The following is a 20,477-nucleotide window of genomic DNA, read 5'->3' as shown; positions in this document are numbered from 1 at the left end:
TAAATGGCGATGTTTGATAAAATCAGTGCATTATTTAAAACTAATAAACCGACTGCTGCACAGCTATATTTAGACGAGCAGAATATCCAGCATGTCGAAGGCACAGGTTATATCGTGGATGGCATTGATTTAAATCAGGAACTGACCACACGCTTAGAATATTTGTCCAATCGCCGTCTAAAACAGTTTGATGATTTAAAAGCTTTATACGACACCGCGATGCTGATCAATGAAAAGATTGATCTGGAAATTGCCCATCAGCGTTTTAATGTGACTTTGGGAAATACCGAAGAGAACCTGCTGCAATTTAAAATGATCCTCAAGAAGTTAAATGATTATTATCGTAACTTTCTGCGAGAGAAAAAATAAGTGTTAAAAGTGGCTTGAAATCGAAGCGTATGGATGTGGCAAGACTGCATAAAAATAACAAAATATCCTGAGATCATCGTGCTAGTATAAGCCTCAGGTTATTTAGACTTTAAAGCTATATCCATGTTCCAACAAGAAATTTCCCAACTCAATTTACCACAACTCAAAGCAGGCGAGAAACGCTGGTTAGGCAATCTGCAAGGTTCCTCGACGGCATTGTTGCTCAAAGAAATCGTGCAGCAGCAATCGCGTTTATTTATCGTGATTGCACGTAATAATCAGCATTTGGGTCAACTGGAAAGTGAACTGGAATTTTATGGGGTTAAACCCACGATTTTTCCAGATTGGGAAATCTTGCCTTATGACCGTCTCTCCCCCCATCAGGATATTGTCTCGGAACGTCTGGCAATCTTATCCAATATGCCAAAAACTGGCGTACTGTTGCTGTCCGCCTCAACTTTGGCACAACGTGTGGCGCCGACCTCATGGATTCTGGGTGAGCATTTCGATATTCATGTCGGTCAGAAATTTGATCTGGAACAACAAAAGAAAAAGTTGATTCAGGCCGGTTATCATCTGGTCGATACCGTCTATGATCCAGGTGAATTCGCGGTACGCGGCAGTATCATGGATATCTACGCATCGGGACAGGAAGCACCGATTCGGATTGACCTGTTTGATGATGAAATTGAAAGCCTGAAATTTTTCGATGCCGAAACTCAGCGCACCACGCAAAGTTTGCAGCAGTTTACCGTATTGCCGGCACAGGAATTTCCGCTCAAGGAAGGTCGTGCCACTTTCCGTGACCGCTATGCCGAATTTTTCCCGACCGCGAATCCAAAGAAAAACCCGATCTATCAGGATGTGATGGATGGCATAGTCTCGCCGGGAATCGAGTTTTATTTGCCCTTGTTTTTCAGCGCGGAAGCCATGCAAGGCCAAAGTTCACTGATTTCGTACCTACCGAAGAATGGCATTGTCATTACAGATAAGGCTCTGGACGAAAGTCTCAGCCAGTTTTGGCAAGATGTGGTGCGCCGTTATGAAGATCGTCGCCACAATGTCGACCAACCGATCATGCCGCCTGAAAGCCTGTTTTTTCAGACCAATCAGGTGCTGGAGCAGCTGAACCAGTTTGCACGCATCATTGCCGCACAAACATCTTTTGATCAAAAAGCTGGGGTATTGAATCTTGATACCCAGTTGCCACCGCGTCTGCCCGTAGATCCGAAACGTGAAAAACCGTTTCATGAAATCAAAAAATATATTGATCAGGCTAATCATCCGGTATTGCTAGTGGCTGAAAGTGCTGGACGCCGGGAAAGTCTTAAAGATGCCTTAAGGCCAAGTCTGGGTGATATCCCCACGGTTGAAAATTTTGATAGTTTTATTCAATCTCTGTATGCAATTGCCATTACCAATGCGCCTTTAGAGCGTGGTCTGGTATTGACCGATCGTGTCAGCGTAATTTCTGAAAATCAGCTGTATGAACATCGCGTGGTACAGCGCCGTCGCAAACGTCAACAGGAAGTTTCCGAAGAGTTTCTGATCCGAAGTCTAACTGAGCTGACCATGGGCGCGCCTGTGGTACATATCGATTATGGGGTCGGACGTTATGCCGGTCTGGTCACCCTAAGTATTGATGATCAGGATCACGAATTTTTGCAGCTGGATTATGCGGATGCCGCCAAAGTCTATGTGCCGGTGACCAATCTACACTTAATCAGCCGGTACAGTGGTGGTGATCCGGATCTGGCACCTTTGCATAAACTGGGTACGGACGCATGGAATAAAGCCAAACGTAAAGCGCTGGAACAGATTCACGATGTCGCGGCCGAATTGCTGCATATTCAGGCACGGCGTTCTTCCAAGCCCGGGATCAGTTTTGAAATCGATCAAAGCCTGTATATGCAATTTGCCAGTGGCTTTGCCTATGAAGAAACACTGGATCAGGCCAATGCGATTGAAGCGACGTTGCATGACATGCAGCAGGCCAAGCCGATGGATCGTCTGGTGTGTGGTGATGTCGGGTTTGGTAAAACAGAAGTCGCAATGCGTGCCGCATTTGTTGCAGTACAGAATAACCGGCAGGTGGCGATTCTGGTACCGACCACTTTGCTGGCACAGCAGCATTATGATTCATTCAAAGACCGCTTCGCCGACTGGCCAGTCCGGATTGAAGTGCTGTCACGTTTCGGCTCTTCCAAAGCACATACCAAGACCATTGACGACCTGATTGAAGGTAAAGTCGATATTGTGATTGGTACACATAAGATTTTGCAGGAAAATGTTCAGTTTAAGAATCTTGGCTTGATGATTGTCGATGAAGAGCATCGTTTCGGGGTGCGCGACAAGGAACGAATCAAGGCGATGCGTGCCGATGTCGACATGCTGACACTGACTGCAACTCCAATTCCACGGACACTGAATATGGCCTTTAGTGGCATGCGTGATCTGTCGATTATCGCCACACCGCCGGCACGCCGTCTTGCGGTGAAAACCTTTGTGCAGGAACATACCGATGACACCATTAAAGAAGCGATTCTGCGTGAATTGCTGCGCGGTGGTCAGGTTTATTTTCTGCATAATGAAGTTGATACAATCGATCGTGCCGCCGAGCATATCCGTAAACTGGTGCCGGAAGCGCGGGTGATTGTGGCCCACGGGCAGATGCGTGAACGTGAACTGGAGCAGGTGATGCAGCAGTTCTATCACAAGGAATACAATGTTCTGGTATGTTCGACCATTATTGAAACCGGGATTGATGTTCCGAATGCCAATACCATTCTGATTGAACGTGCTGACAAGCTGGGCCTGGCACAATTACATCAGCTACGCGGACGTGTAGGACGCTCACACCATCAGGCTTATGCCTACTTAATGGTGCCGTCTTTAAAAGCCTTAAAAGGTGATGCAGAAAAACGTCTGGATGCCATTCAGCGTGCTTCGACCTTGGGTGCCGGTTTTATGCTGGCAACCGAAGATCTGGAAATTCGCGGCGCAGGTGAGTTACTAGGTGAGCAGCAGAGTGGTTCGATGCAGGCTATTGGTTATAGCCTGTATATGGAAATGCTGGAAAAAGCCACCAAAGCCATTCAAAAAGGCAAAACGCCAAACTTCGATGCACCATTGTCATTGACTGCCGAAATTACCCTGCATATGCCAGCGTTGATTCCAGATGAATATCTGGGTGATGTGCATCAACGTCTGTTGTTCTATAAACGCATCAGTAATACTGATACCCAGGAAAAACTGGACAATATCCGGATGGAATTGATCGATCGTTTTGGTATACCGCCGCAACCGGTCAAACAGCTCTTTGCTGTACATCAGATTCGATTGAAAGCCGAGCAGCTTGGTATTACTAAAATTGATATCAGCAGTCAGGGTGGGCATATTGAATTTGCACCGGATACTCCGGTTCAAGCCATGACGATTATCCAGATGATGCAGAAACATCCGACCTATTTCCGGATGGATGGCGGTCAACGTCTAAAAGTCATGGTCATGCTGGAAGACTATCAAAAGCGGATTCAGTTTATACAGGATTTACTGGACAGTCTGCTTAAAGAATTGCACTGATTTTATTCGATTAAATCAGCCTGAAAATTCAGTTTGGATTTCATTTTCCAATGAAGTTTGCAGGAACAACAGGCTTGATTTTTTCAATGAATTGTTTACAGTAATTGTTGTGATGTGCTTCGCAACAAATCATGAGAATTTGTCTTTAAACACATTGCTTTCAATATTCAGCTTCAGTTGGATATGTTAGTATTAGCCATCATTCTAATTTTGCATCATTTATAAAGATATGTTTAGTTTGCATCCACAACTTGCTCAAGATACGTTTTTTGTAGGCGACTTTCCTTTGTCAACATGTCGTTTGATGAATGATATGCAATTTCCCTGGCTCATTCTGATTCCACGTGTGCCGGGTGTCTCTGAATTATATGAATTGAGTCAAGCTGACCAAGAGCAGTTTTTAAGAGAGTCAAGCTGGTTATCAAGCCAGCTGGCACGTGTTTTCCGTGCAGATAAAATGAATGTAGCAGCGCTGGGTAATATGGTGCCGCAATTGCATTTTCATCATGTAGTTCGTTATCAGAACGACGTTGCATGGCCGAAGCCTGTTTGGGGTACACCTGCTGTTCCTTATAGCAGTGAAGTATTGGCACATATGCGTCAAACCTTAATGCTGGCTTTACGTGGTCAGGGCGACATGCCATTTGACTGGCGCATGGACTAATCAGCCAAGGCATTCCGAGAACCATGAACAGTTGCGGACTTCAGGGAGGGAGTGAGTGCAATTAGACGACTGGATTCAAAAAGAACCCCATCAGTTTGAGTATTTCCATCGCATGATGGGATACATCATGCTGTCTGTGGTTCTGGTCGTCTTTCATTACACTGAACCAGATACCCAGTATCAGCTTTTTGTTCCATTTTTTTTGTTTCTGGTTTTGCTAATTACACCGAAACTATCTCGCTGGCTGATCTATCGTCATGATTATCACATCCGGCGTAATATTCTTTTCCTGATTGATGTCATTGTCATTTCGGTGGTTTTGGCGGCCGTGCATCTGGACTTGGTCTTGTCCTTGCTGGGTCTGGTCGCAGTGCTCTATACCGCGATCAGCAATAAAATTTCATTTATGATGGCATCTCTAGCCAGCCTGATCGGGATTACGCTTTTTTATCTGGCCAATATTCTGGTCTTTGGGTTTAATAATTATTTCGAACCGACCAGCAGTGAGTTGACCGTTTTAGGCTTTATCTGTCTGATTACCTATTTTGGTGTCGGAAGTTTTTATCAAAGTGGTCGTGTGCAATACATGACCCAGAAAAAAGACCATTATTTCGAACAGATGAACCGTTATATGGAATTTGCCAATCAGCTGAGTCGCTATGCGCCCGTGCAGTTATGGCAATCCATTATGAAAGGTGAATCTGAAGCCAAAATTGAATATAAACGTAAAAAGTTGACGATCTTTTTCTCTGATATTCAAGGCTTTACAGAGCTATCTGAAACTCTGATTCCAGATGATTTAGCATTCCTGTTGAATGACTATCTTCGGCATATGACCGAAATCGCTAAAAATTATGAAGCGACTGTCGATAAATTCATGGGTGATGCCATCCTGATTTTCTTTGGTGATCCGAACTCCGAAGGTGTGGAACAGGATGCTAAGAACTGTATGGAAATGGCATTGGCGATGCGTCAGCAAATGAAATTGCTGCGGGAACGCTGGATTAAAATGGGTTATCCGCCACTGCATATCCGCATGGGGATTTCAACCGGTTATTGCCACGTAGGGAATTATGGGGCTACGCATCGTATGGCTTATACCATTGTAGGACGTGATGCCAATCTGGCAGCGCGTTTGCAAAGTGCAGCGGAAGTCGATGAAATCCTGATTTCGGAAGATACTCATAATCTGATCAAAGATGATTATCTTTGTGCACCGAAAAAGCCGATATTCTTGAAAGGCATTAAAGCACATGTAAGAACCTGGCAGGTCATGGAAAAATATGCGTCTCAGAAAGTCGAGTATCAGCGCTGGTTCGATTATGAATATAAGGGCTTTCATTTATTGCTGAATCTGGATGAAGTGCAAAACTTTGAATATCCTGAGCTGATTCATGTACTAGAAAAAATGATTAAACGCATTGAAACTCAGCAGAAAATGACCAATTCACAAGGTATTGTCAAATTGAAGCTTGAGGATGAAGTAATTGAACACATTTAAAGTTCATGTAAATTTACTTTAATTGTTTCTTATAAAGAGAAAAAACCACGCATGAGCGTGGTTTTTTATTTTAGCCTGCAACGAAAATCTTAGTGATTTTCTGACGCATGGTTAATGGTGTATTTTGGAATTTCAATTTCCAGATCTTCATCGTCCAGTTTAACCTGACAAGAAAGACGTGAATCAGGTTCTAAACCCCAGGCACGATCGAGTAAGTCAGCTTCAACATCATCCATTTCTTCCAGGCTGTCAAAACCTTTGCGTACCACTACATGGCAGGTGGTACACGCTGCTGACATATCGCAAGCATGTTCGATTTTAATGCCATTTTTTAGCAGGCTTTCGCAAAGATTGGCATTTTGTTCGACTTCAAACTCAGCACCTTCGGGGCAAATCTGCGCATGTGGAAGAACTTTAATACGTGGCATAGTCGTTACCTTAAATTAGTTTGAGTTTGACCAGTCGTCGAGTTTAGTGCCCTTAAGAGCTGCATCAATATGTTGATTCATACGTGCTGCTGCAAAAGCATCACTATGTATTTTAAGCTGTTCAACGGCAGATTCAATCGCTTTGATATCTGAACCCTGAAGCTGAGTTTCAAGTTGTGCTTGCGCAGTTTGCAGTGCTGCAAGTTGATCTTCAGTCAACAGACCGGCATCCGCTTGGAGTGCCTGAACCAGTGCTTCCAGCTCACGCTGTGCTTCCACTTTGGTTTCATTCAAATGACGAAGATTCTTATCTTCTTCAGCGAACTTATAACCGTCTAGCAACAGACGTTCAGTATCTTCACCCGATAAACCATAAGATGGTTTGATATCGATTTGAGCCGTCACGCCAGAGGTGGTTTCTTTGGCAGATACAGTCAGCAAGCCATCTGCATCGACCTGGAACGTCACTTCAATACGTGCCTGACCGGCAGTCATTGGTGGAATGCCATGCAGGACAAAACGCCCTAAACTACGGCAATGCTCAACCAGATCACGTTCACCTTGAACCACATGAATCAACATGGCAGTCTGGCCATCTTGATAAGTCGTAAATTCCTGACGACGAGCGACTGGAATCGCAGTATTACGCGAAATTAATCGTTCAACCAGTCCGCCCATGGTTTCAAGACCAAGAGACAGAGGCGTCACGTCTAATAGTAATGAGCCATCAGTTGAGTTGCCAATCAATTGGTTCGCAGTAATTGATGCGCCAATCGCAACCACTTCATCCGGATTAATAGTGCATAGTGGTTCTTGATTGAATACTTCACGCACGGCTTTTTGTACTGCATAAGAACGGGTTGAGCCACCGACCAAAACGACATTTTGAATGTCATCCAGTTCAAGCTTGGCATCACGCATCACACGCTTACATACGCTGATGGTCTTATCCAAAGCAACTTTAATGATCTCTTCAAATGTCGGACGGTCAAGCGTCAATACCTGATCAAGCAATTTGAGTTGAACTGAATCTGCATCAGACAAAGCTTCTTTGGCTTTACGTGCTGCAACCACAAAATGTGCATATTCTGCATCATTCAAGGTGTCAATATTCAGTTGTTTCTTGGCCCATTTCAGGATCAAACGATCTAGGTCATCACCACCGAGGGCAGTGTGGCCACCGGTTGCCAGAACTTCAAACACACCTTGACTAAAACGCAGAATCGAAACGTCAAAGGTACCACCACCCAAGTCGTAGATCACATAGTTGCGATCTGTACTTAGATTGCTTTCCTGATCGAGACCATAAGCAACAGCAGCAGCGGTTGGCTCATTCAACAAACGTAAAACATTCAAGCCAGCAAGTTGAGCAGCATCACGGGTTGCCTGACGCTGTGCTTCATCAAAGTAGGCCGGAACAGTAATAACGGCACCATTGACCGGATTTTGCAGACTGGCTTCAGCGCGGTCTTTCAACTGCTTTAAAATTTCTGCAGAAATCTCAACCGGCGTCTTACGGCCTTGTGCGGTTTCAAAAGCCGGCATTTCATTCGCTTCACCAACCAACGCATAAGGATGCTGGAATTTGATGTCAGCTTTCGAGCGACCCATAAAACGTTTTACAGAAACGATGGTGTTTTTAGGGTCAGTAGTAATGAAAGGCGCAGCTTCATTGCCGTATTGAGTCTGTTGTTCTGCATAATGCACGATAGAAGGAAGTAGCACACGACCTTGTTCGTCATTAAGTACTTTGGCTTTACCTGAAAGAACCGTGGCAACCAAAGAGTGGGTGGTGCCTAAATCGATACCAATCGCAATGCGGTGTTCATGTGGTGCACTTGATTGACCTGGTTCTGCAATTTGCAAGAGAGCCATAGTGTTACATCCTTTGCACGTTAAATATTAAATACTAAAAATTAGAAATCATCATCAAGATCAAAGCTGTCATCGTCCAGGAAGCGGTCTTCCGCTTTGTCGATATCGGCCATGACTTTAACGAAGAAGCGTAGTTTGCGCACTGTATCGCGTGCTTCGGCCCAGTCTTCATCCGCATAATCAATTTTGAACTCGCGAACCAAGCCCTCAATCCATTGCTGGACTTCGACTTTCAGTGAAGTTAAATCTTCAGCAGAAGTTGCATCGTCAAGTTGTTCACGAATTTCCAGAGCGTCCTGCAAGAATTCAAAATCACTGATCGACTGATCTAAGTGATAATCCTGTTTCTTGAGAGACAGTAAATACGCTGCACGGCTATCGACCGCTGACAAGGTTTTAAATGCCTGATTGATATCACTTGATTTAATCAGAGCCTGATCTTTGTCTTCAGCTTTATCTGGGTGATATTGTTGCTGCAACTTTAAAAATTCAGTCTTTAAAGCCGCTAAATCAATATCGAGTGCTACAGGAAGGTTGAACAACTCAAAATGATTCATGGGAGATGGGATCCGCGATTAATGTGCAAAAGTAACTGTATAAATGCAATTAAAACAGTGTGAAACACACTGTTTTAATGTCAAAAAGAGAATAACTGCCGGGTTTATACAGTGAAGGATTCACCACAACCGCATTCGCCTTTTTTGTTGGGGTTGTTAAATTCGAAGCCTTCGTTCAAGCCGTTTTTAACATAGTCCATCTCCATACCTTCAAGATAAACCAGGCTTTTCGGGTCAACGAATACTTTAACCCCAAACTGCTCAAAGGCTTGGTCATGTGTATCGACTTCATCGACGAACTCGAGCACATAGGCCAGACCAGAACAGCCTGAAGTTTTCACACCAACGCGAATGCCTTCACCCTTACCGCGATTTTTTAAATAATTGCTGATATGAGTTGCAGCATTTTCAGTTAAATGGATCATGAAAACTCCGTTAAAATTTCAAAACGTGGAACAATTAAGCTTTAACTTTCTTGCTACGGTAGTCTTCTACAGCTGCTTTGATTGCATCTTCAGCAAGAACAGAGCAGTGTACTTTTACTGGTGGAAGTGCAAGTTCAGTTGCAATATCAATGTTCTTGATCGCTTGAGCTTGATCCAAAGTTTTACCTTTGAGCCATTCGGTCACAAGTGAACTTGATGCAATGGCAGAACCACAACCATAAGTTTTGAAACGTGCTTCTTCAATCACGCCTTCATCGTTTACCTGAATCTGTAAACGCATCACGTCACCACATGCTGGCGCACCAACCATACCAGTACCAACGTTTTCAGCATTTTTATCTAAAACGCCAACATTACGAGGGTTTTCGTAATGATCAATTACTTTTTCGCTATAAGCCATGTTGCTTCTCCAAACCTCGGGGTCAGCCTCAGTATTAAATATGGGGGTAAAAAAACTTTTCTCAATGAGATAGCAACGGATTTGTCACTATCTCAGAATGAAAATTAGTGCTCAGCCCACTCAACTTTAGAAAGGTCAATACCTTCCTTATACATATCCCAAAGCGGAGAAAGTTCACGTAACTTCTCAACAGCAGCTTTAGTGATAGTCAATACGTGATCGATATCTTCTTCAGTGGTGTATTTACCGAAGCTGAAGCGGATCGAACTGTGTGCAAGTTCGTCTGAAAGACCCAATGCACGAAGTACATAAGATGGTTCAAGTGTTGCAGATGTACATGCCGAACCTGAAGATACCGCAGCATCTTTCAATGCCATCATCAATGATTCGCCTTCAACGAAGTTGAAGCTAATATTCAGGTAGTTCGCTACGTTTTGTGTTGGATGGCCGTTCAGGAACACTTGTTCAAGACCTTGTAAACCATTCCACAGCTTGTCGCGAAGTACACGTAAACGAGTCTGTTCAGCTTCCAAGTTTTTGCCTGCAAGTTCAAACGCTTCACCCATACCTACAATCTGGTGAGTCGCAAGGGTACCTGAACGCATACCACGTTCATGGCCGCCACCATGCATTTCAGCTTTAAGGCGTACACGCGGGCTACGACGTACAAACAGTGCGCCAATACCTTTAGGGCCATAGATCTTATGCGCAGAGAAGCTCATCAAATCTACTTTTAAAGTTGAAAGATCAATTTCAACTTTACCCGCTGCCTGAGCTGCATCGACATGGAAGAAAATCTTGTTGGCGCGAGTGATTTCACCAATCGCTGCAACATCAGTCACAGTACCGATTTCATTGTTTACCATCATCAGGGAAACAAGAATTGTGTCTGGACGGATCGCTGCCTGTACCATTTCAGGCGTAATTAAACCGGTTTGAGGTTGAGGCTCAATATAGGTAATTTCAAAACCTTCAGACTCAAGCTCACGACAGGTATCTAAAACTGCCTTATGTTCGATTTTAGAGGTAACGATATGTTTACCTTTAGATGCATAGAAATGAGCCACACCTTTAAGCGCAAGGTTGTCTGACTCGGTTGCACCTGAAGTCCATACGATTTCACGTGGATCAGCTTTAATTAAATTCGCAACTTGTTCACGTGCATATTCAACTTTTTCTTCTGCTTGCCAACCATACGCGTGTGAACGAGATGCCGCATTACCAAAGGTACCATCGAATGTTAAGCATTCCATCATACGTTCAGCAACCTGAGGATCTACAGGAGTTGTAGCTGCATAATCAAGATAAATCGGACGTTTCATGTCAAATACCTGTAACCGATAAAAGGGCTGAATCTAAAGGTGCTGATTTTTGGCGTAATGACACAGTCTGGACGTTGTCACGTGCAACCAGATCAGCAAGCGAGATTTTTTCTAAATAATCGGCGATGTGATGGGAGAGTTCCTGCCATAAATCATGAGTCAAGCACATCGCGCCATTCTGGCAATTGCCTTTATGGTCACAGCGAGTCGCATCAACTGTTTCGTTTACAGCTTCAATAATTGCTAACACAGTAATTTCATCTGCATTACGTGCTAAATGGTAACCACCATTTGCGCCACGAACACTAGAAACTAAACCATGACGCTTGAGCTTCGCAAATAACTGCTCAAGATAAGCAACAGAAATAGTTTGACGTGCTGCAATTTCAGCGAGCGTTATCGTTTTTTCAGAAGGCTGCAAAGCTAGATCAAGTAGAGCAGTCACAGCGTAGCGACCGCGAGTGGTTAGGCGCATGATTCGATACACATGGTTAGACTAGATGTGTAGATTTTATGAATCCCGACTAAATTAGTCAAGTTATTTTTAGTAGACCTTAGTGGGATTTAATTTTTGGAGAATGAAAGATTTACATGCTCAGCCAATTATACACTAATAACATAATCAAAAGTACGCTGCTCAGGCCAAAAATGATATTAATACGCTTTTGACGGCGTTCGATCCGTTTCAGGCGGTTTTTATACTGTTTGACTTCCACTTGCAGGGTATTGATCTTGGAGCGCTGTTCTTCAATTTTCTTTAAAAGCGGTGCAATACGCTTTTTAGAAGCAATAATTTCCGCTTCATCCGTCGGCGCATCAGACAGCCAGTGTTTCCAGTCGGCTAGTACTTTTGGCAAGCTGAATACGGTTAACAGATCACGAAACTCATCTTTTAAAACCTGATTGCCATCAATGCGCATGCTGCGAATGCTACGACGATTGCCAAAAATGAAAATTTTAATCAGATCGGGAAGTGTAGTGCGCACATCCAGGTCGACAATGCGGCCCGGTGCTTTGTGGTCAAATAATAGTCCATTGGGGGTGAATTGCACATAAAAGTCGAAATATGGAATATAGCTATTGATTTTAATCGAGATGTTTTTATCTACAAACTTTTTGGCCTGTAATGCAACGACACGATCATGCTTGAGAATGAAAGTAAATATTGTCTCTAAAACAATTAACGTCATCGTAAGCAACAAATGCGGTTGATTTTGACTTTGTTGCGATTCGCTCATATACAACCAATCCTTACCTGAAATATAAAGTGAAAAAGCTTCCTGCTTGTGAAGAGATTTCAGGGTTAAATCAAATTAGACTTGAAATAAATTGCTTTGTAGAACAGTTTATCAAATCTATCAAGTACTAAATTTGCTATTATGCAGTGGTTTTGTAGAATAATTTATAATAATTGCGCAGAAAACAAACAGGAGCCGTGCACATGGACAAGTCAAAAACAGCACAAGACTCAGCTGAAGCTTCGAATGAGAAAATGCTGAAACCCAAGTCTAAATCTGCCTCGGAGCGCAAATCGGTTCTTGATTTTCGTAAATACACCAAACAGATCTGGTTGGCTGGACTTGGGGCATTTTCACGTGCAGAAGAGGAAGGCAATAAACTGTTTGACTCGCTGGTCAAGGTCGGGGAAGAACTTGAATCTAAAACTGCAGATATTGCCGATCAAACTGTAGAGAAGGTTTCAGAAAAAGCCAAAGAGTCGGTCACAGACACCAAAGACAAAGTGGAAAAATTAATCGACAACTCTGTTCATCACTCATTGAATCGTATAGGATTAGTCACACTGAAGGATGTACAGTATTTGGAACGTTTAATTCTCCAGTTGCATGCCAAGGTTGATCAGTTGACTGCGGAACAAGAAAAAATGAAAGAAGAATTGCCGAAAAAACTTAAATAAAATGACTTTATTTATTATTCAATGTTTTTTTCGCATATTTTTTGAAAAAAAAGAGGTTCTTAAGTATTGCGTTTATACCTAAAGCATTGCTATAAAGGCGTTATGGCATGTTAAACCAATTCTTGAACCTTAAATAAACGATATTAAGAGGACGTAATCTTCATGAATAAATCAGAATTAATTGATGCAATTGCAGAAAAAGGGGGATTATCTAAGGCTGACGCAGGTAAAGCTTTAGATGCTACAATTGCTTCTGTTACTGAAGCTTTAAAATCGGGTGATACAGTAACTTTAGTGGGTTTTGGTACTTTCGGTGTGAAAGAACGCGCTGCACGTACTGGCCGTAACCCACAAACTGGTGCTACTCTTGAGATCAAAGCAAGCAAAGTACCTAGCTTCAAAGCAGGTAAAGGCTTAAAAGACGCTGTAGCTTAAGCTTACCCAGCGACGAAACGCGCCTTCTTTGGCGCGTTTTTTATTGATAAATTTAATTGTGATGATTAACACATTCATTCAATGGGTATTTTCGGTTAAAATCCTTTGCAAATAAAATATTGGAATACTTATGGAAGCTTTTCGTAAAGTTATTAAGGGTTGGTTGGGCAAAGTCTTGCTCGTTCTGTTTTTGACCCCGTTAGCACTTGTAGGTATTGAAGGATATTTTAGCAGCGGAAACTCTGATGCGGCAAAATCAGTGAACGGGACTGAAATATCTCAAAAAGAATTAGAGTCACTGACCAAATCATTTAAAGAACAATATCTCAGTTATGCCAATGGGGATGAAACTTTACTGAATCAAAGCTTCATTGACCAGAAAGCCATGGATACTCTGGTTGCACGTACTTTATTGCTGCAACAGGCTGAAGAATTAGGGATCAGTCTGAGTGACCAGCAAATTGAACAGATGATTGCTCAGCAGCCTACTTTCCAGCAAGATGGCAAGTTCTCGAATGCTTTATATGAAAATTATCTAAAATCAATTGGCATGACCAATCGCGCTTTGATTGAAAGTTTACGTAAAGATCATGCGCTGAAGATGCTGTCATCGACTTTCCTGGATTATCCACTGGTAAGCCCAGTCGAAATGCAGCAGATTGCCGATTTACAAACTGAACAACGTCATATTCATATTTCCAGCATTAATCTGGACAGCTATAAAAAAGATGTCAAAGTGACGGATGCAGATATTGCTGCTTATTATGAAAAACACAAAACGCTATTTAAACAGCCGACCAGTGTAGATGTCGACTATGTGGTGTTAAAGCCAAGCGATATTCAGGTGGAGAGTTTAGCGGTTACAGAGGCTGAGCTTCAGGAAGCCTATACCGCCTTTGTTGCAACACAAAAACAGACAGTTAAACCAGATGTGAAGCATATTTTAATTACGGCGGACAGTCGTAGTGATGCTGAAGCAAAAAAACTGGCGACCGATATTGCAGCCAAAATTAAAGCCGGTACTACTTTTGCTCAGGCAGCAGCACAATATTCTGAAGACCCTGAATCTAAGTCTAAAGGTGGCGCGCTTGCCGTTTATGAAGAAGGTGTATTTGGTACTGCATTTGATCAGACGGTTAGTTCTTTAAAATCGGGTCAGGTGTCTGCACCAGTGAAAACAGATTATGGTTACCACATCATTTCTGTGCAAACGCCAGATGTTGCAGTTCCTTCTTTTGAATCACAAAAAGCACGTTTGTCTGAAGAAGCCTTGGCTGCTAAAAAATCCAATGCATTCTCTGATACGGTCAATACGCTAAATGATATGGTGGTAGGAAGTGATTCTCTGGATGTCGTTACACAGGAAGTTAAAGGTGTACAAGTCCAGAAAGCCCAAGGTGTAACACTTTCGACCCGTGATCCTGTGCTGAGCGATGCTAACCTCAAAGTCAAATTGTTTAATGACGATGTTAAAAATGGTGATCGTAATGCTTCATCAAGCATTCAGTTAGCCAATGGTGATGTAGCCTGGATAAAGGTGCGTAATTATCATGCAGCCGGCGAACAAACATTGGCAGAAGCAAAACCCCGTGTTAAGGCTCAGTTGATTGAAGACAAGGCAGCTGCTTTGGCAAAAGCAAAAATTCAGAAAGCTTTGGATGAGTTCAAAACCAAACCGGCTGCAGCAGTGGCGAAAGGTGATTTGATCTTTGAAGATGCTGGCGTTTACACACGTGCTGAAGGTTTACTAAAACGTGATGTACAGCGTGCGGCCTTTAGTCTGCCGACACCAAAAGCAGGCCATTGGTCAGTGACCACAGCGAAAATGCCGAATGAACTGGTTGTGGTTGCGGTATCAGAAGTGAAGAAAAATCCGGTGGATGTATTAAGTGCAGAACAGCGTAGTGAGTTGGTGAAGTTATATCAGCAACTTCGTGGTCAGCAGGAATTTGATGACTATACGCGTTACCTGAAATCTCAGGCAAAAATCAAATAAAATTGTTGTATAAAAAAACCAGCCTGCGGGCTGGTTTTTTGTTTTCTAGGCAAATAATGGTTTAAGCACGAATAATCAGTTGATAACCGGTATATTTGCGCATATTAATCACGCCAGTATCCAGAATTAAATACTGGCCCTTGATGCCTTGTAATTTGCCACGAATCACAGGAGTTTTATCCAGATTATGCGATTTAATCTTTTCCGGATATTGTTCTACCGGATAAATAAACTCTCGTGCGAATTCATCTTCCAATACTTCAATATTTTCATTAAATTCTAGATTCTGATTAAATTCTTCGCGAATGCTTTGAATTTTAGGCGCAAATTCTTCCAGCAGTTGTTCACGCACTTCAATCAGGTTCAATGGTTCTGCTTCACCTTTCAGTAGCTTGCGCCAGTCAGTTTTATCAGCAACCTGCGTACCAAACATGACCTCAAGCTTTCCGGAAAGACGACGTGAGCCCACTTTCATAATCGGCAGGGCTTGGGAGGCACCCTGATCAAGCCAGCGAGTCGGCATTTGGCTGGTACGGGTAATGCCGACCTTTAATGCACTGGAATTGGCCAGATAGACAATATGTGGTTGGAAGCAGACATTCTGTGCAAATTCATCTTCGCGGCAAGTGCCCAAATGATAATGGCACGTCTCTGGCTTCATGATGCACATATCACATGAAGCATTGGTTTTAAAACATTTAAAACAGTGACCTTGCGAAAATGATTTGGAAGTTTTGTTGCCACAAGACACGCAGTAAATATTACCGGTCCATTCAATCTCGATTTCTTGGCCTAAATTAAACGGAAGATCAATTTCTGCACGATCTAAAATTAATTTATATTCAACATTTGCCCGCTGTATCTGTTGATCAGTTACACTAAGGTCCTTGAGGCCGACGTGCATTTTATGACAAATGCCCTGAAGTTCCATAAAAATTACTCACTTAAATCATAAGGATGCAGTTATGGCTGAGCAGAATGTCATTACTTCAATGCTAGACGATTTCGCACAGGAACAGCCAATTCATACTGCTATTTGTATTGGGCAGGACTTGAGCCAAGTCCAGTTTCAGCCAGCTATTCAATGGTCCTATTTTAGCGTATCTGACTTTTTAAATCTGCCTTTTCAGCAACGTTATGACTTGGCTGTGGTGATGCTGGATACTGCAGAAACAGAACATTTGTCTGAACAGATCATGAGTCAAATTCTGGTGAAATTACGTGATTTGTTTGCCAAACGGCTAGTGGTGATCAGCCGGCTGCAAAATGAAAAGTTATTGAGAGCTTTAGGATTTACCCAGCTGATTGACAAGACCACACATGAGGCCGATTTTGCGCTGTGGCAGTTTAATATTTTAACCTATAAGCACGTGCCAGACTGGTTTAACTCCAAATTTTGGGCTAAGCCGGAAAACTGGGATAAATTTCGCTGGTAAACCGAAAACCTGCTTAACCAAGATTGCAAATATTAACACAATCTTGCCTAGACAATATGAGGGCAGGCCGTATTCTGTAATTAAGATGCACATAGGATATAGGACATGACAAACCTGAGTAGTATTGTGGAAATATTAGCAAAGCAGGCATTGGGTGGTGGGCAGTCGCAGCAAAAGTCCTCACAACAAGGTGGCTTGGCAGATATCCTGGGGTCTGTGCTAGGGCATTTAAACCAGTCAAATTCTCAGCAAAATCAAAATACTCAAAACCAGCAAAATCAAACCGGCCAGCAGACTCGACAAAATGGTCTGGGGGCAATTTTAGGTTCAGTAATAAGTCAGTTCGGTGGTAGTGGTACTCAAGGTACTGCTCAGCCTCGTTCAGGATTGGGTGGTTCTACTGGTAAAACCTTATTGATTGCAGTACTGCCTTTAGTGCTGGCCTGGATTCAAAAACAGGGCGGTTTACAGGGTGCATTAGACAAGCTAAAAGGACAGGGGCTCAATAGCCAGGTCGATGATTGGGTGTCGACCGGCCCCGGTGAAAATGCCAATGTCGATCCGCAGCAGGTGCAAAACCTGTTTGATGATCAGGAAGTTGAAGCAGTTGCACAACAAACCCATGCACCGAAGCAGGATGTGTATAGTGCGATTTCACAGGTCTTGCCGCAGATTATTGATTCGCTTACTCCACAAGGTGAGCAAACCAGCAAGCAGGAAGCCAATAATGATATTCAAAATGTATTGAATATGGTTTCAGGACTTCTTAAAAAATAAATATAGACATTAAAAAATCCCGATATCTGTCGGGATTTTTTAATAACTATCAAATGATTTAGAATTTAATCTAGATTCATGCTGAACAGCTGATTAGATTTACAAATTTTCTTGGCAACATAATGAGATTTTCTCATGCGAATCAGGATAATCTGCGACTGAAAACCGAGTTCACCAAACTCAGGTTCTACCTGTACATAATGCAGTTGCCCATACTCATCTCGCACCCGCGCTTGAGCAGAAAAACCGGGTCGGGCATTGCCACTGGAAATTGTCGCCAAACGGCCAAGTAAATTGACATTGTTCTTTTTATATTTAGGTGGAATGACCTGATCCAGACAGTGAATCATAAAAATAGTAAAAAAAGTCGCAATGATTAAAGCCGGAATAATCAGGTAATAAGCAGGCAGAAATTTAAATTCCTGAGAATAGATCAGGAACTGTAAAACATAGCCGGCAAAACTAAAATTCATCAGGAAGAAAAACACAATCAAGGTTTTGGAGAATTTGACGTTTAGTAGATCCATCTGCTGAAAGTCATAAGGTGAAATTTTTTGCAGAAACTTGCTGGGTCTGAGTCCAAAATAGAAACCAATGGTTTTCACCACACCGAACAGAATAATCGCCAATAAACTCAGATGAAAAGGCATCAGGTTATAGTCTAGAAAAAATGCAGGCATGGTGAAGTCCGTTTTAGTCTTATTCTGAGAGGTAAATTCCACCATCAGAATGCACGGTAATCTCTACTTTTTCAAGTGCTTGACCTTGGCAAGGCCCAGAAATGCATTCACCGCTTTCTACCAGAAACAAGGCGCCATGCGTGGAGCATTCAATAAATTCCTGATCGCGATCCAGAAACTGGTTTTCCAGAAATTCCAGTTCGACCTGCAAATGCGGACACAGGTTTTGATAGGCATAGAAGGCACCGTCACGCTGTGTGATAAAGATATTATCTCCATCGGGAAGCTCAAAAGAGCGTGCTTCGCGTTCTGGAACGTCTTCGGTCATGCAAATTTTAAACATTAAGCACATTCCTTTTGAAAGTCTTGTAATAATGCCGCATAGTCTTCAACTGCCAGGCGTGGACCAAATTGTGAAACCACCTGGCTCGAAATGAGAATCGCCAGTTCAGCCGCAGCTTGAAGACCCAAATTAGCATTCAATCCGTACAGGAAAGCCCCGGCAAAAGCATCACCGGCACCGTTGGCATCTACTGCAGGCACTTTACGGCCAGGAACAGTAAATGTATTTTGATAATCCGAAATCAGTGCGCCTTCAGCTGACAATGTAATGACAACGTGCTGACTGATTGTTTTTAATTTAAGCAGGGCTGCCTCAAGATTATCTGTTTCTGTATACATCAGCGCTTCTTGCTGGTTACATAACAGCAAGTCTACACCATCTGCAATCATTTCATCCAAACCGGCACGCGCGTATTGCACCATGGCAGGATCAGATAAAGTTAGGGCAATTTTAACGCCATTGGCACGGGCAATATCACGTGCTTGTTGTACCGCATGACGTGCTGTGTCAGAAGTTGATAAATAACCTTCGAGATATAGCCATTTCGCGCTATTTAGTGCGCTGAAATCAATTTGTTGATCAGTCAGTTCGGCCGTAATACCCAGATAGGTATGCATGGTACGTTCAGAATCAGGGCTGACCAGAACCATACATGTCCCTGTTACGCCTTCACTGATCGATTGGGTGGTGGTCTTAATACCTGCATCATTCAAACCCTTCAGGTAGATGTGCCCCAGTTCGTCATTTCCGACACGACAGCCATAAAATGCAGAACCACCGAGCGCAGAAAATGCCACGGTAGTGTTGGCTGCTGAACCGCCTGAAGCCTGACCCTTATACACTTGAGTCGCTTGAAGATTTTGATAAAGAGTGGCCTGAGTCTCACCATCTGCAAGTTGCATGGTGCCTTTTTGCAAGTGATGTGCAGTTAAAAAGTCATCAGAAACTTTAAATTCTTGGTCAATCAGCGCATTACCAATCGCAAAAAGATCAACAGTTGCCATGTTCAAATATCACATTAAAAATGAAAGTCCTAAGTTTACACGATTGCTTGGGATTGCTGTAGTTTGCTGAATCATTTTCAAATATTTTTCAAAAATGCTGTATTTTGTTCAGCAGCTATCTTTGGTCTAAAAACTGACTTATTTTTGTGCACTGGTGTGCTGCAGCATTGATTTAAGGATCACATTTTATTTATAAAGAGATATCGCTCCTGGCATGATACTTTAAGTCGCTTGGCAACAGTGATTCTTCACAACAATTTCAAATAGTGTGCGTATATGAATATTAAAATTGTAACAGCCGAACAACTCCCGGATCAGATCGAAACACTGGCAACTCTGGCACGTAAAGAAGGCTATAATTTGGTAGATAAGTTAATAGAAGAATATCGCACCGGGAAAAACTGCTTTAGCCACGCCAATGAATATTTGGTGGTGGCGCATGATGGCAAGAAACTGGTTGGCTGTGGTGGCTTAAACCAGCAATGGGGAGATAACGGCATTGAAGACCGCATTGGTCGTGTACGCCGTTTTTATGTGCATCCGAAATATCGTCAGCATGGCGTAGGCAAACAGCTTTTGGCTTACCTAGAGCAATTGGCACGTCCGCATTATTCGGCTTTATGCTTACAAACAGATACCCGACTGGCCGCCAGTTTTTATCAAAAGCAGAATTATGTATTTGTAGAAAATAATCCAAGCTATAACTATTTTAAATATCTGATTTCTTAAGCTTGTAAATACTCATCT

Annotated in this window: 22 protein-coding genes; 10 read left to right on the top strand and 12 right to left on the bottom strand. The window is 42.7% G+C overall.

Annotated elements, in window-relative coordinates:
- Positions 1–3 precede the first annotated feature (3 nt).
- From PYW33_RS08510 to PYW33_RS08495, 4 genes are all read left to right on the top strand, one after another.
- On the top strand, positions 4–369 hold the full coding sequence (locus PYW33_RS08510) for a hypothetical protein (protein WP_004646758.1): 366 nt from the start codon (positions 4–6) through the stop codon (positions 367–369).
- 123 nt (positions 370–492) lie between these two features.
- The gene (gene mfd, locus PYW33_RS08505; RefSeq protein WP_004646759.1) at positions 493–3,951 is read left to right on the top strand and encodes a transcription-repair coupling factor; all 3,459 of its coding nucleotides are present in this window, start codon (positions 493–495) and stop codon (positions 3,949–3,951) included.
- A gap of 229 nt (positions 3,952–4,180) precedes the next feature.
- Complete coding sequence (locus PYW33_RS08500) at positions 4,181–4,615, top strand: HIT domain-containing protein (RefSeq protein ID WP_004646760.1); 435 nt, start codon at positions 4,181–4,183, stop codon at positions 4,613–4,615.
- Positions 4,616–4,670: 55 nt separating this feature from the next.
- Complete coding sequence (locus tag PYW33_RS08495) at positions 4,671–6,116, top strand: adenylate/guanylate cyclase domain-containing protein (RefSeq protein ID WP_004729820.1); 1,446 nt, start codon at positions 4,671–4,673, stop codon at positions 6,114–6,116.
- Positions 6,117–6,205: 89 nt separating this feature from the next.
- Here PYW33_RS08495 and fdx read toward each other — a convergent pair whose 3' ends face one another.
- From fdx to PYW33_RS08455, 8 genes are all read right to left on the bottom strand, one after another.
- Complete coding sequence (gene fdx / locus PYW33_RS08490) at positions 6,206–6,544, bottom strand: ISC system 2Fe-2S type ferredoxin (RefSeq protein ID WP_004279821.1); 339 nt, start codon at positions 6,542–6,544, stop codon at positions 6,206–6,208.
- A gap of 15 nt (positions 6,545–6,559) precedes the next feature.
- Positions 6,560–8,419, bottom strand: coding sequence for a Fe-S protein assembly chaperone HscA (gene hscA / locus PYW33_RS08485; RefSeq protein WP_004646762.1), 1,860 nt, complete (start codon positions 8,417–8,419; stop codon positions 6,560–6,562).
- Between the two features lie 41 nt (positions 8,420–8,460).
- Positions 8,461–8,976, bottom strand: coding sequence for a Fe-S protein assembly co-chaperone HscB (gene hscB / locus PYW33_RS08480; protein ID WP_004646764.1), 516 nt, complete (start codon positions 8,974–8,976; stop codon positions 8,461–8,463).
- Between the two features lie 104 nt (positions 8,977–9,080).
- Positions 9,081–9,401, bottom strand: a complete 321-nt coding sequence (iscA, locus tag PYW33_RS08475; RefSeq protein WP_004279817.1) for an iron-sulfur cluster assembly protein IscA — start codon at positions 9,399–9,401, stop codon at positions 9,081–9,083.
- Between the two features lie 34 nt (positions 9,402–9,435).
- Complete coding sequence (iscU, locus tag PYW33_RS08470) at positions 9,436–9,822, bottom strand: Fe-S cluster assembly scaffold IscU (protein ID WP_004279815.1); 387 nt, start codon at positions 9,820–9,822, stop codon at positions 9,436–9,438.
- Between the two features lie 104 nt (positions 9,823–9,926).
- A complete protein-coding gene (locus PYW33_RS08465) occupies positions 9,927–11,144 on the bottom strand; it encodes an IscS subfamily cysteine desulfurase (RefSeq protein WP_004279813.1) in 1,218 nt (405 codons plus the stop codon).
- Between the two features lies 1 nt (position 11,145).
- Positions 11,146–11,619: an Rrf2 family transcriptional regulator gene (locus PYW33_RS08460; protein WP_004279811.1), complete on the bottom strand. Its 474-nt coding sequence runs from the start codon at positions 11,617–11,619 to the stop codon at positions 11,146–11,148.
- A gap of 112 nt (positions 11,620–11,731) precedes the next feature.
- The gene (locus PYW33_RS08455) at positions 11,732–12,382 is read right to left on the bottom strand and encodes a hypothetical protein (protein WP_004646765.1); all 651 of its coding nucleotides are present in this window, start codon (positions 12,380–12,382) and stop codon (positions 11,732–11,734) included.
- Positions 12,383–12,585: 203 nt separating this feature from the next.
- On the opposite strand from PYW33_RS08455, the gene PYW33_RS08450 reads away from it, so the two are divergent.
- The 3 genes from PYW33_RS08450 (at position 12,586) to PYW33_RS08440 (ending at position 15,490) form a co-directional block, all read left to right on the top strand.
- Complete coding sequence (locus PYW33_RS08450; protein WP_004646766.1) at positions 12,586–13,059, top strand: phasin family protein; 474 nt, start codon at positions 12,586–12,588, stop codon at positions 13,057–13,059.
- Positions 13,060–13,221: 162 nt separating this feature from the next.
- A complete protein-coding gene (locus PYW33_RS08445) occupies positions 13,222–13,494 on the top strand; it encodes an HU family DNA-binding protein (protein ID WP_004279807.1) in 273 nt (90 codons plus the stop codon).
- Between the two features lie 130 nt (positions 13,495–13,624).
- Positions 13,625–15,490 carry a SurA N-terminal domain-containing protein gene (locus PYW33_RS08440; RefSeq protein WP_004646769.1) on the top strand — a complete coding sequence of 622 codons (1,866 nt, stop codon included), beginning with the start codon at positions 13,625–13,627 and terminating at the stop codon, positions 15,488–15,490.
- A 61-nt stretch (positions 15,491–15,551) separates the two neighbouring features.
- Here the strand turns inward: PYW33_RS08440 and PYW33_RS08435 are convergent, their stop codons facing one another.
- Positions 15,552–16,421 (bottom strand): DUF2797 domain-containing protein, encoded by an 870-nt coding sequence (locus PYW33_RS08435; protein WP_004646770.1) that lies wholly within the window; start codon positions 16,419–16,421, stop codon positions 15,552–15,554.
- 34 nt (positions 16,422–16,455) lie between these two features.
- Here PYW33_RS08435 and PYW33_RS08430 point away from each other — a divergent pair, with 34 nt between their 5' ends.
- Complete coding sequence (locus tag PYW33_RS08430) at positions 16,456–16,926, top strand: DUF6231 family protein (RefSeq protein WP_004646771.1); 471 nt, start codon at positions 16,456–16,458, stop codon at positions 16,924–16,926.
- A gap of 105 nt (positions 16,927–17,031) precedes the next feature.
- Positions 17,032–17,703, top strand: coding sequence for a YidB family protein (locus PYW33_RS08425; RefSeq protein ID WP_004646772.1), 672 nt, complete (start codon positions 17,032–17,034; stop codon positions 17,701–17,703).
- A 65-nt stretch (positions 17,704–17,768) separates the two neighbouring features.
- Here the strand turns inward: PYW33_RS08425 and PYW33_RS08420 are convergent, their stop codons facing one another.
- The 3 genes from PYW33_RS08420 to PYW33_RS08410 are packed head-to-tail and all read right to left on the bottom strand — an operon-like array spanning position 17,769 to position 19,730.
- A complete protein-coding gene (locus PYW33_RS08420) occupies positions 17,769–18,383 on the bottom strand; it encodes an OB-fold-containig protein (protein ID WP_004279798.1) in 615 nt (204 codons plus the stop codon).
- A gap of 19 nt (positions 18,384–18,402) precedes the next feature.
- Positions 18,403–18,711 (bottom strand): Rieske (2Fe-2S) protein, encoded by a 309-nt coding sequence (locus tag PYW33_RS08415; RefSeq protein ID WP_004279797.1) that lies wholly within the window; start codon positions 18,709–18,711, stop codon positions 18,403–18,405.
- 14 nt (positions 18,712–18,725) lie between these two features.
- Positions 18,726–19,730 (bottom strand): adenosine kinase, encoded by a 1,005-nt coding sequence (locus tag PYW33_RS08410; RefSeq protein ID WP_004646774.1) that lies wholly within the window; start codon positions 19,728–19,730, stop codon positions 18,726–18,728.
- Between the two features lie 276 nt (positions 19,731–20,006).
- Between PYW33_RS08410 and PYW33_RS08405 the strand changes: the two genes are divergently transcribed.
- On the top strand, positions 20,007–20,459 hold the full coding sequence (locus PYW33_RS08405; protein ID WP_004646775.1) for a GNAT family N-acetyltransferase: 453 nt from the start codon (positions 20,007–20,009) through the stop codon (positions 20,457–20,459).
- Positions 20,460–20,477: the final 18 nt, after the last annotated feature.

It is taken from the genome of Acinetobacter lwoffii (assembly GCF_029024105.1).
GTDB lineage: Bacteria > Pseudomonadota > Gammaproteobacteria > Pseudomonadales > Moraxellaceae > Acinetobacter > Acinetobacter lwoffii.
This window is presented reverse-complemented; position numbering and strand designations above follow the sequence as displayed.

Excerpts from the sequence above, each read along its gene's own strand:
- mfd (WP_004646759.1), top strand. The coding sequence starts at position 493 with ATGTTCCAACAAGAAATTTCCCAACTCAATTTACCACAACTCAAAGCA.
- PYW33_RS08510 (WP_004646758.1), top strand. The coding sequence starts at position 4 with ATGGCGATGTTTGATAAAATCAGTGCATTATTTAAAACTAATAAACCG.
- PYW33_RS08500 (WP_004646760.1), top strand. The coding sequence starts at position 4,181 with ATGTTTAGTTTGCATCCACAACTTGCTCAAGATACGTTTTTTGTAGGC.
- hscB (WP_004646764.1), bottom strand. The coding sequence starts at position 8,976 with ATGAATCATTTTGAGTTGTTCAACCTTCCTGTAGCACTCGATATTGAT.
- PYW33_RS08430 (WP_004646771.1), top strand. The coding sequence starts at position 16,456 with ATGGCTGAGCAGAATGTCATTACTTCAATGCTAGACGATTTCGCACAG.
- iscU (WP_004279815.1), bottom strand. The coding sequence starts at position 9,822 with ATGGCTTATAGCGAAAAAGTAATTGATCATTACGAAAACCCTCGTAAT.
- PYW33_RS08435 (WP_004646770.1), bottom strand. The coding sequence starts at position 16,421 with ATGGAACTTCAGGGCATTTGTCATAAAATGCACGTCGGCCTCAAGGAC.
- PYW33_RS08455 (WP_004646765.1), bottom strand. The coding sequence starts at position 12,382 with ATGAGCGAATCGCAACAAAGTCAAAATCAACCGCATTTGTTGCTTACG.
- hscA (WP_004646762.1), bottom strand. The coding sequence starts at position 8,419 with ATGGCTCTCTTGCAAATTGCAGAACCAGGTCAATCAAGTGCACCACAT.
- PYW33_RS08405 (WP_004646775.1), top strand. The coding sequence starts at position 20,007 with ATGAATATTAAAATTGTAACAGCCGAACAACTCCCGGATCAGATCGAA.
- PYW33_RS08425 (WP_004646772.1), top strand. The coding sequence starts at position 17,032 with ATGACAAACCTGAGTAGTATTGTGGAAATATTAGCAAAGCAGGCATTG.
- PYW33_RS08415 (WP_004279797.1), bottom strand. The coding sequence starts at position 18,711 with ATGACCGAAGACGTTCCAGAACGCGAAGCACGCTCTTTTGAGCTTCCC.
- PYW33_RS08450 (WP_004646766.1), top strand. The coding sequence starts at position 12,586 with ATGGACAAGTCAAAAACAGCACAAGACTCAGCTGAAGCTTCGAATGAG.
- PYW33_RS08465 (WP_004279813.1), bottom strand. The coding sequence starts at position 11,144 with ATGAAACGTCCGATTTATCTTGATTATGCAGCTACAACTCCTGTAGAT.
- fdx (WP_004279821.1), bottom strand. The coding sequence starts at position 6,544 with ATGCCACGTATTAAAGTTCTTCCACATGCGCAGATTTGCCCCGAAGGT.
- iscA (WP_004279817.1), bottom strand. The coding sequence starts at position 9,401 with ATGATCCATTTAACTGAAAATGCTGCAACTCATATCAGCAATTATTTA.
- PYW33_RS08460 (WP_004279811.1), bottom strand. The coding sequence starts at position 11,619 with ATGCGCCTAACCACTCGCGGTCGCTACGCTGTGACTGCTCTACTTGAT.
- PYW33_RS08420 (WP_004279798.1), bottom strand. The coding sequence starts at position 18,383 with ATGCCTGCATTTTTTCTAGACTATAACCTGATGCCTTTTCATCTGAGT.
- PYW33_RS08410 (WP_004646774.1), bottom strand. The coding sequence starts at position 19,730 with ATGGCAACTGTTGATCTTTTTGCGATTGGTAATGCGCTGATTGACCAA.
- PYW33_RS08445 (WP_004279807.1), top strand. The coding sequence starts at position 13,222 with ATGAATAAATCAGAATTAATTGATGCAATTGCAGAAAAAGGGGGATTA.
- PYW33_RS08440 (WP_004646769.1), top strand. The coding sequence starts at position 13,625 with ATGGAAGCTTTTCGTAAAGTTATTAAGGGTTGGTTGGGCAAAGTCTTG.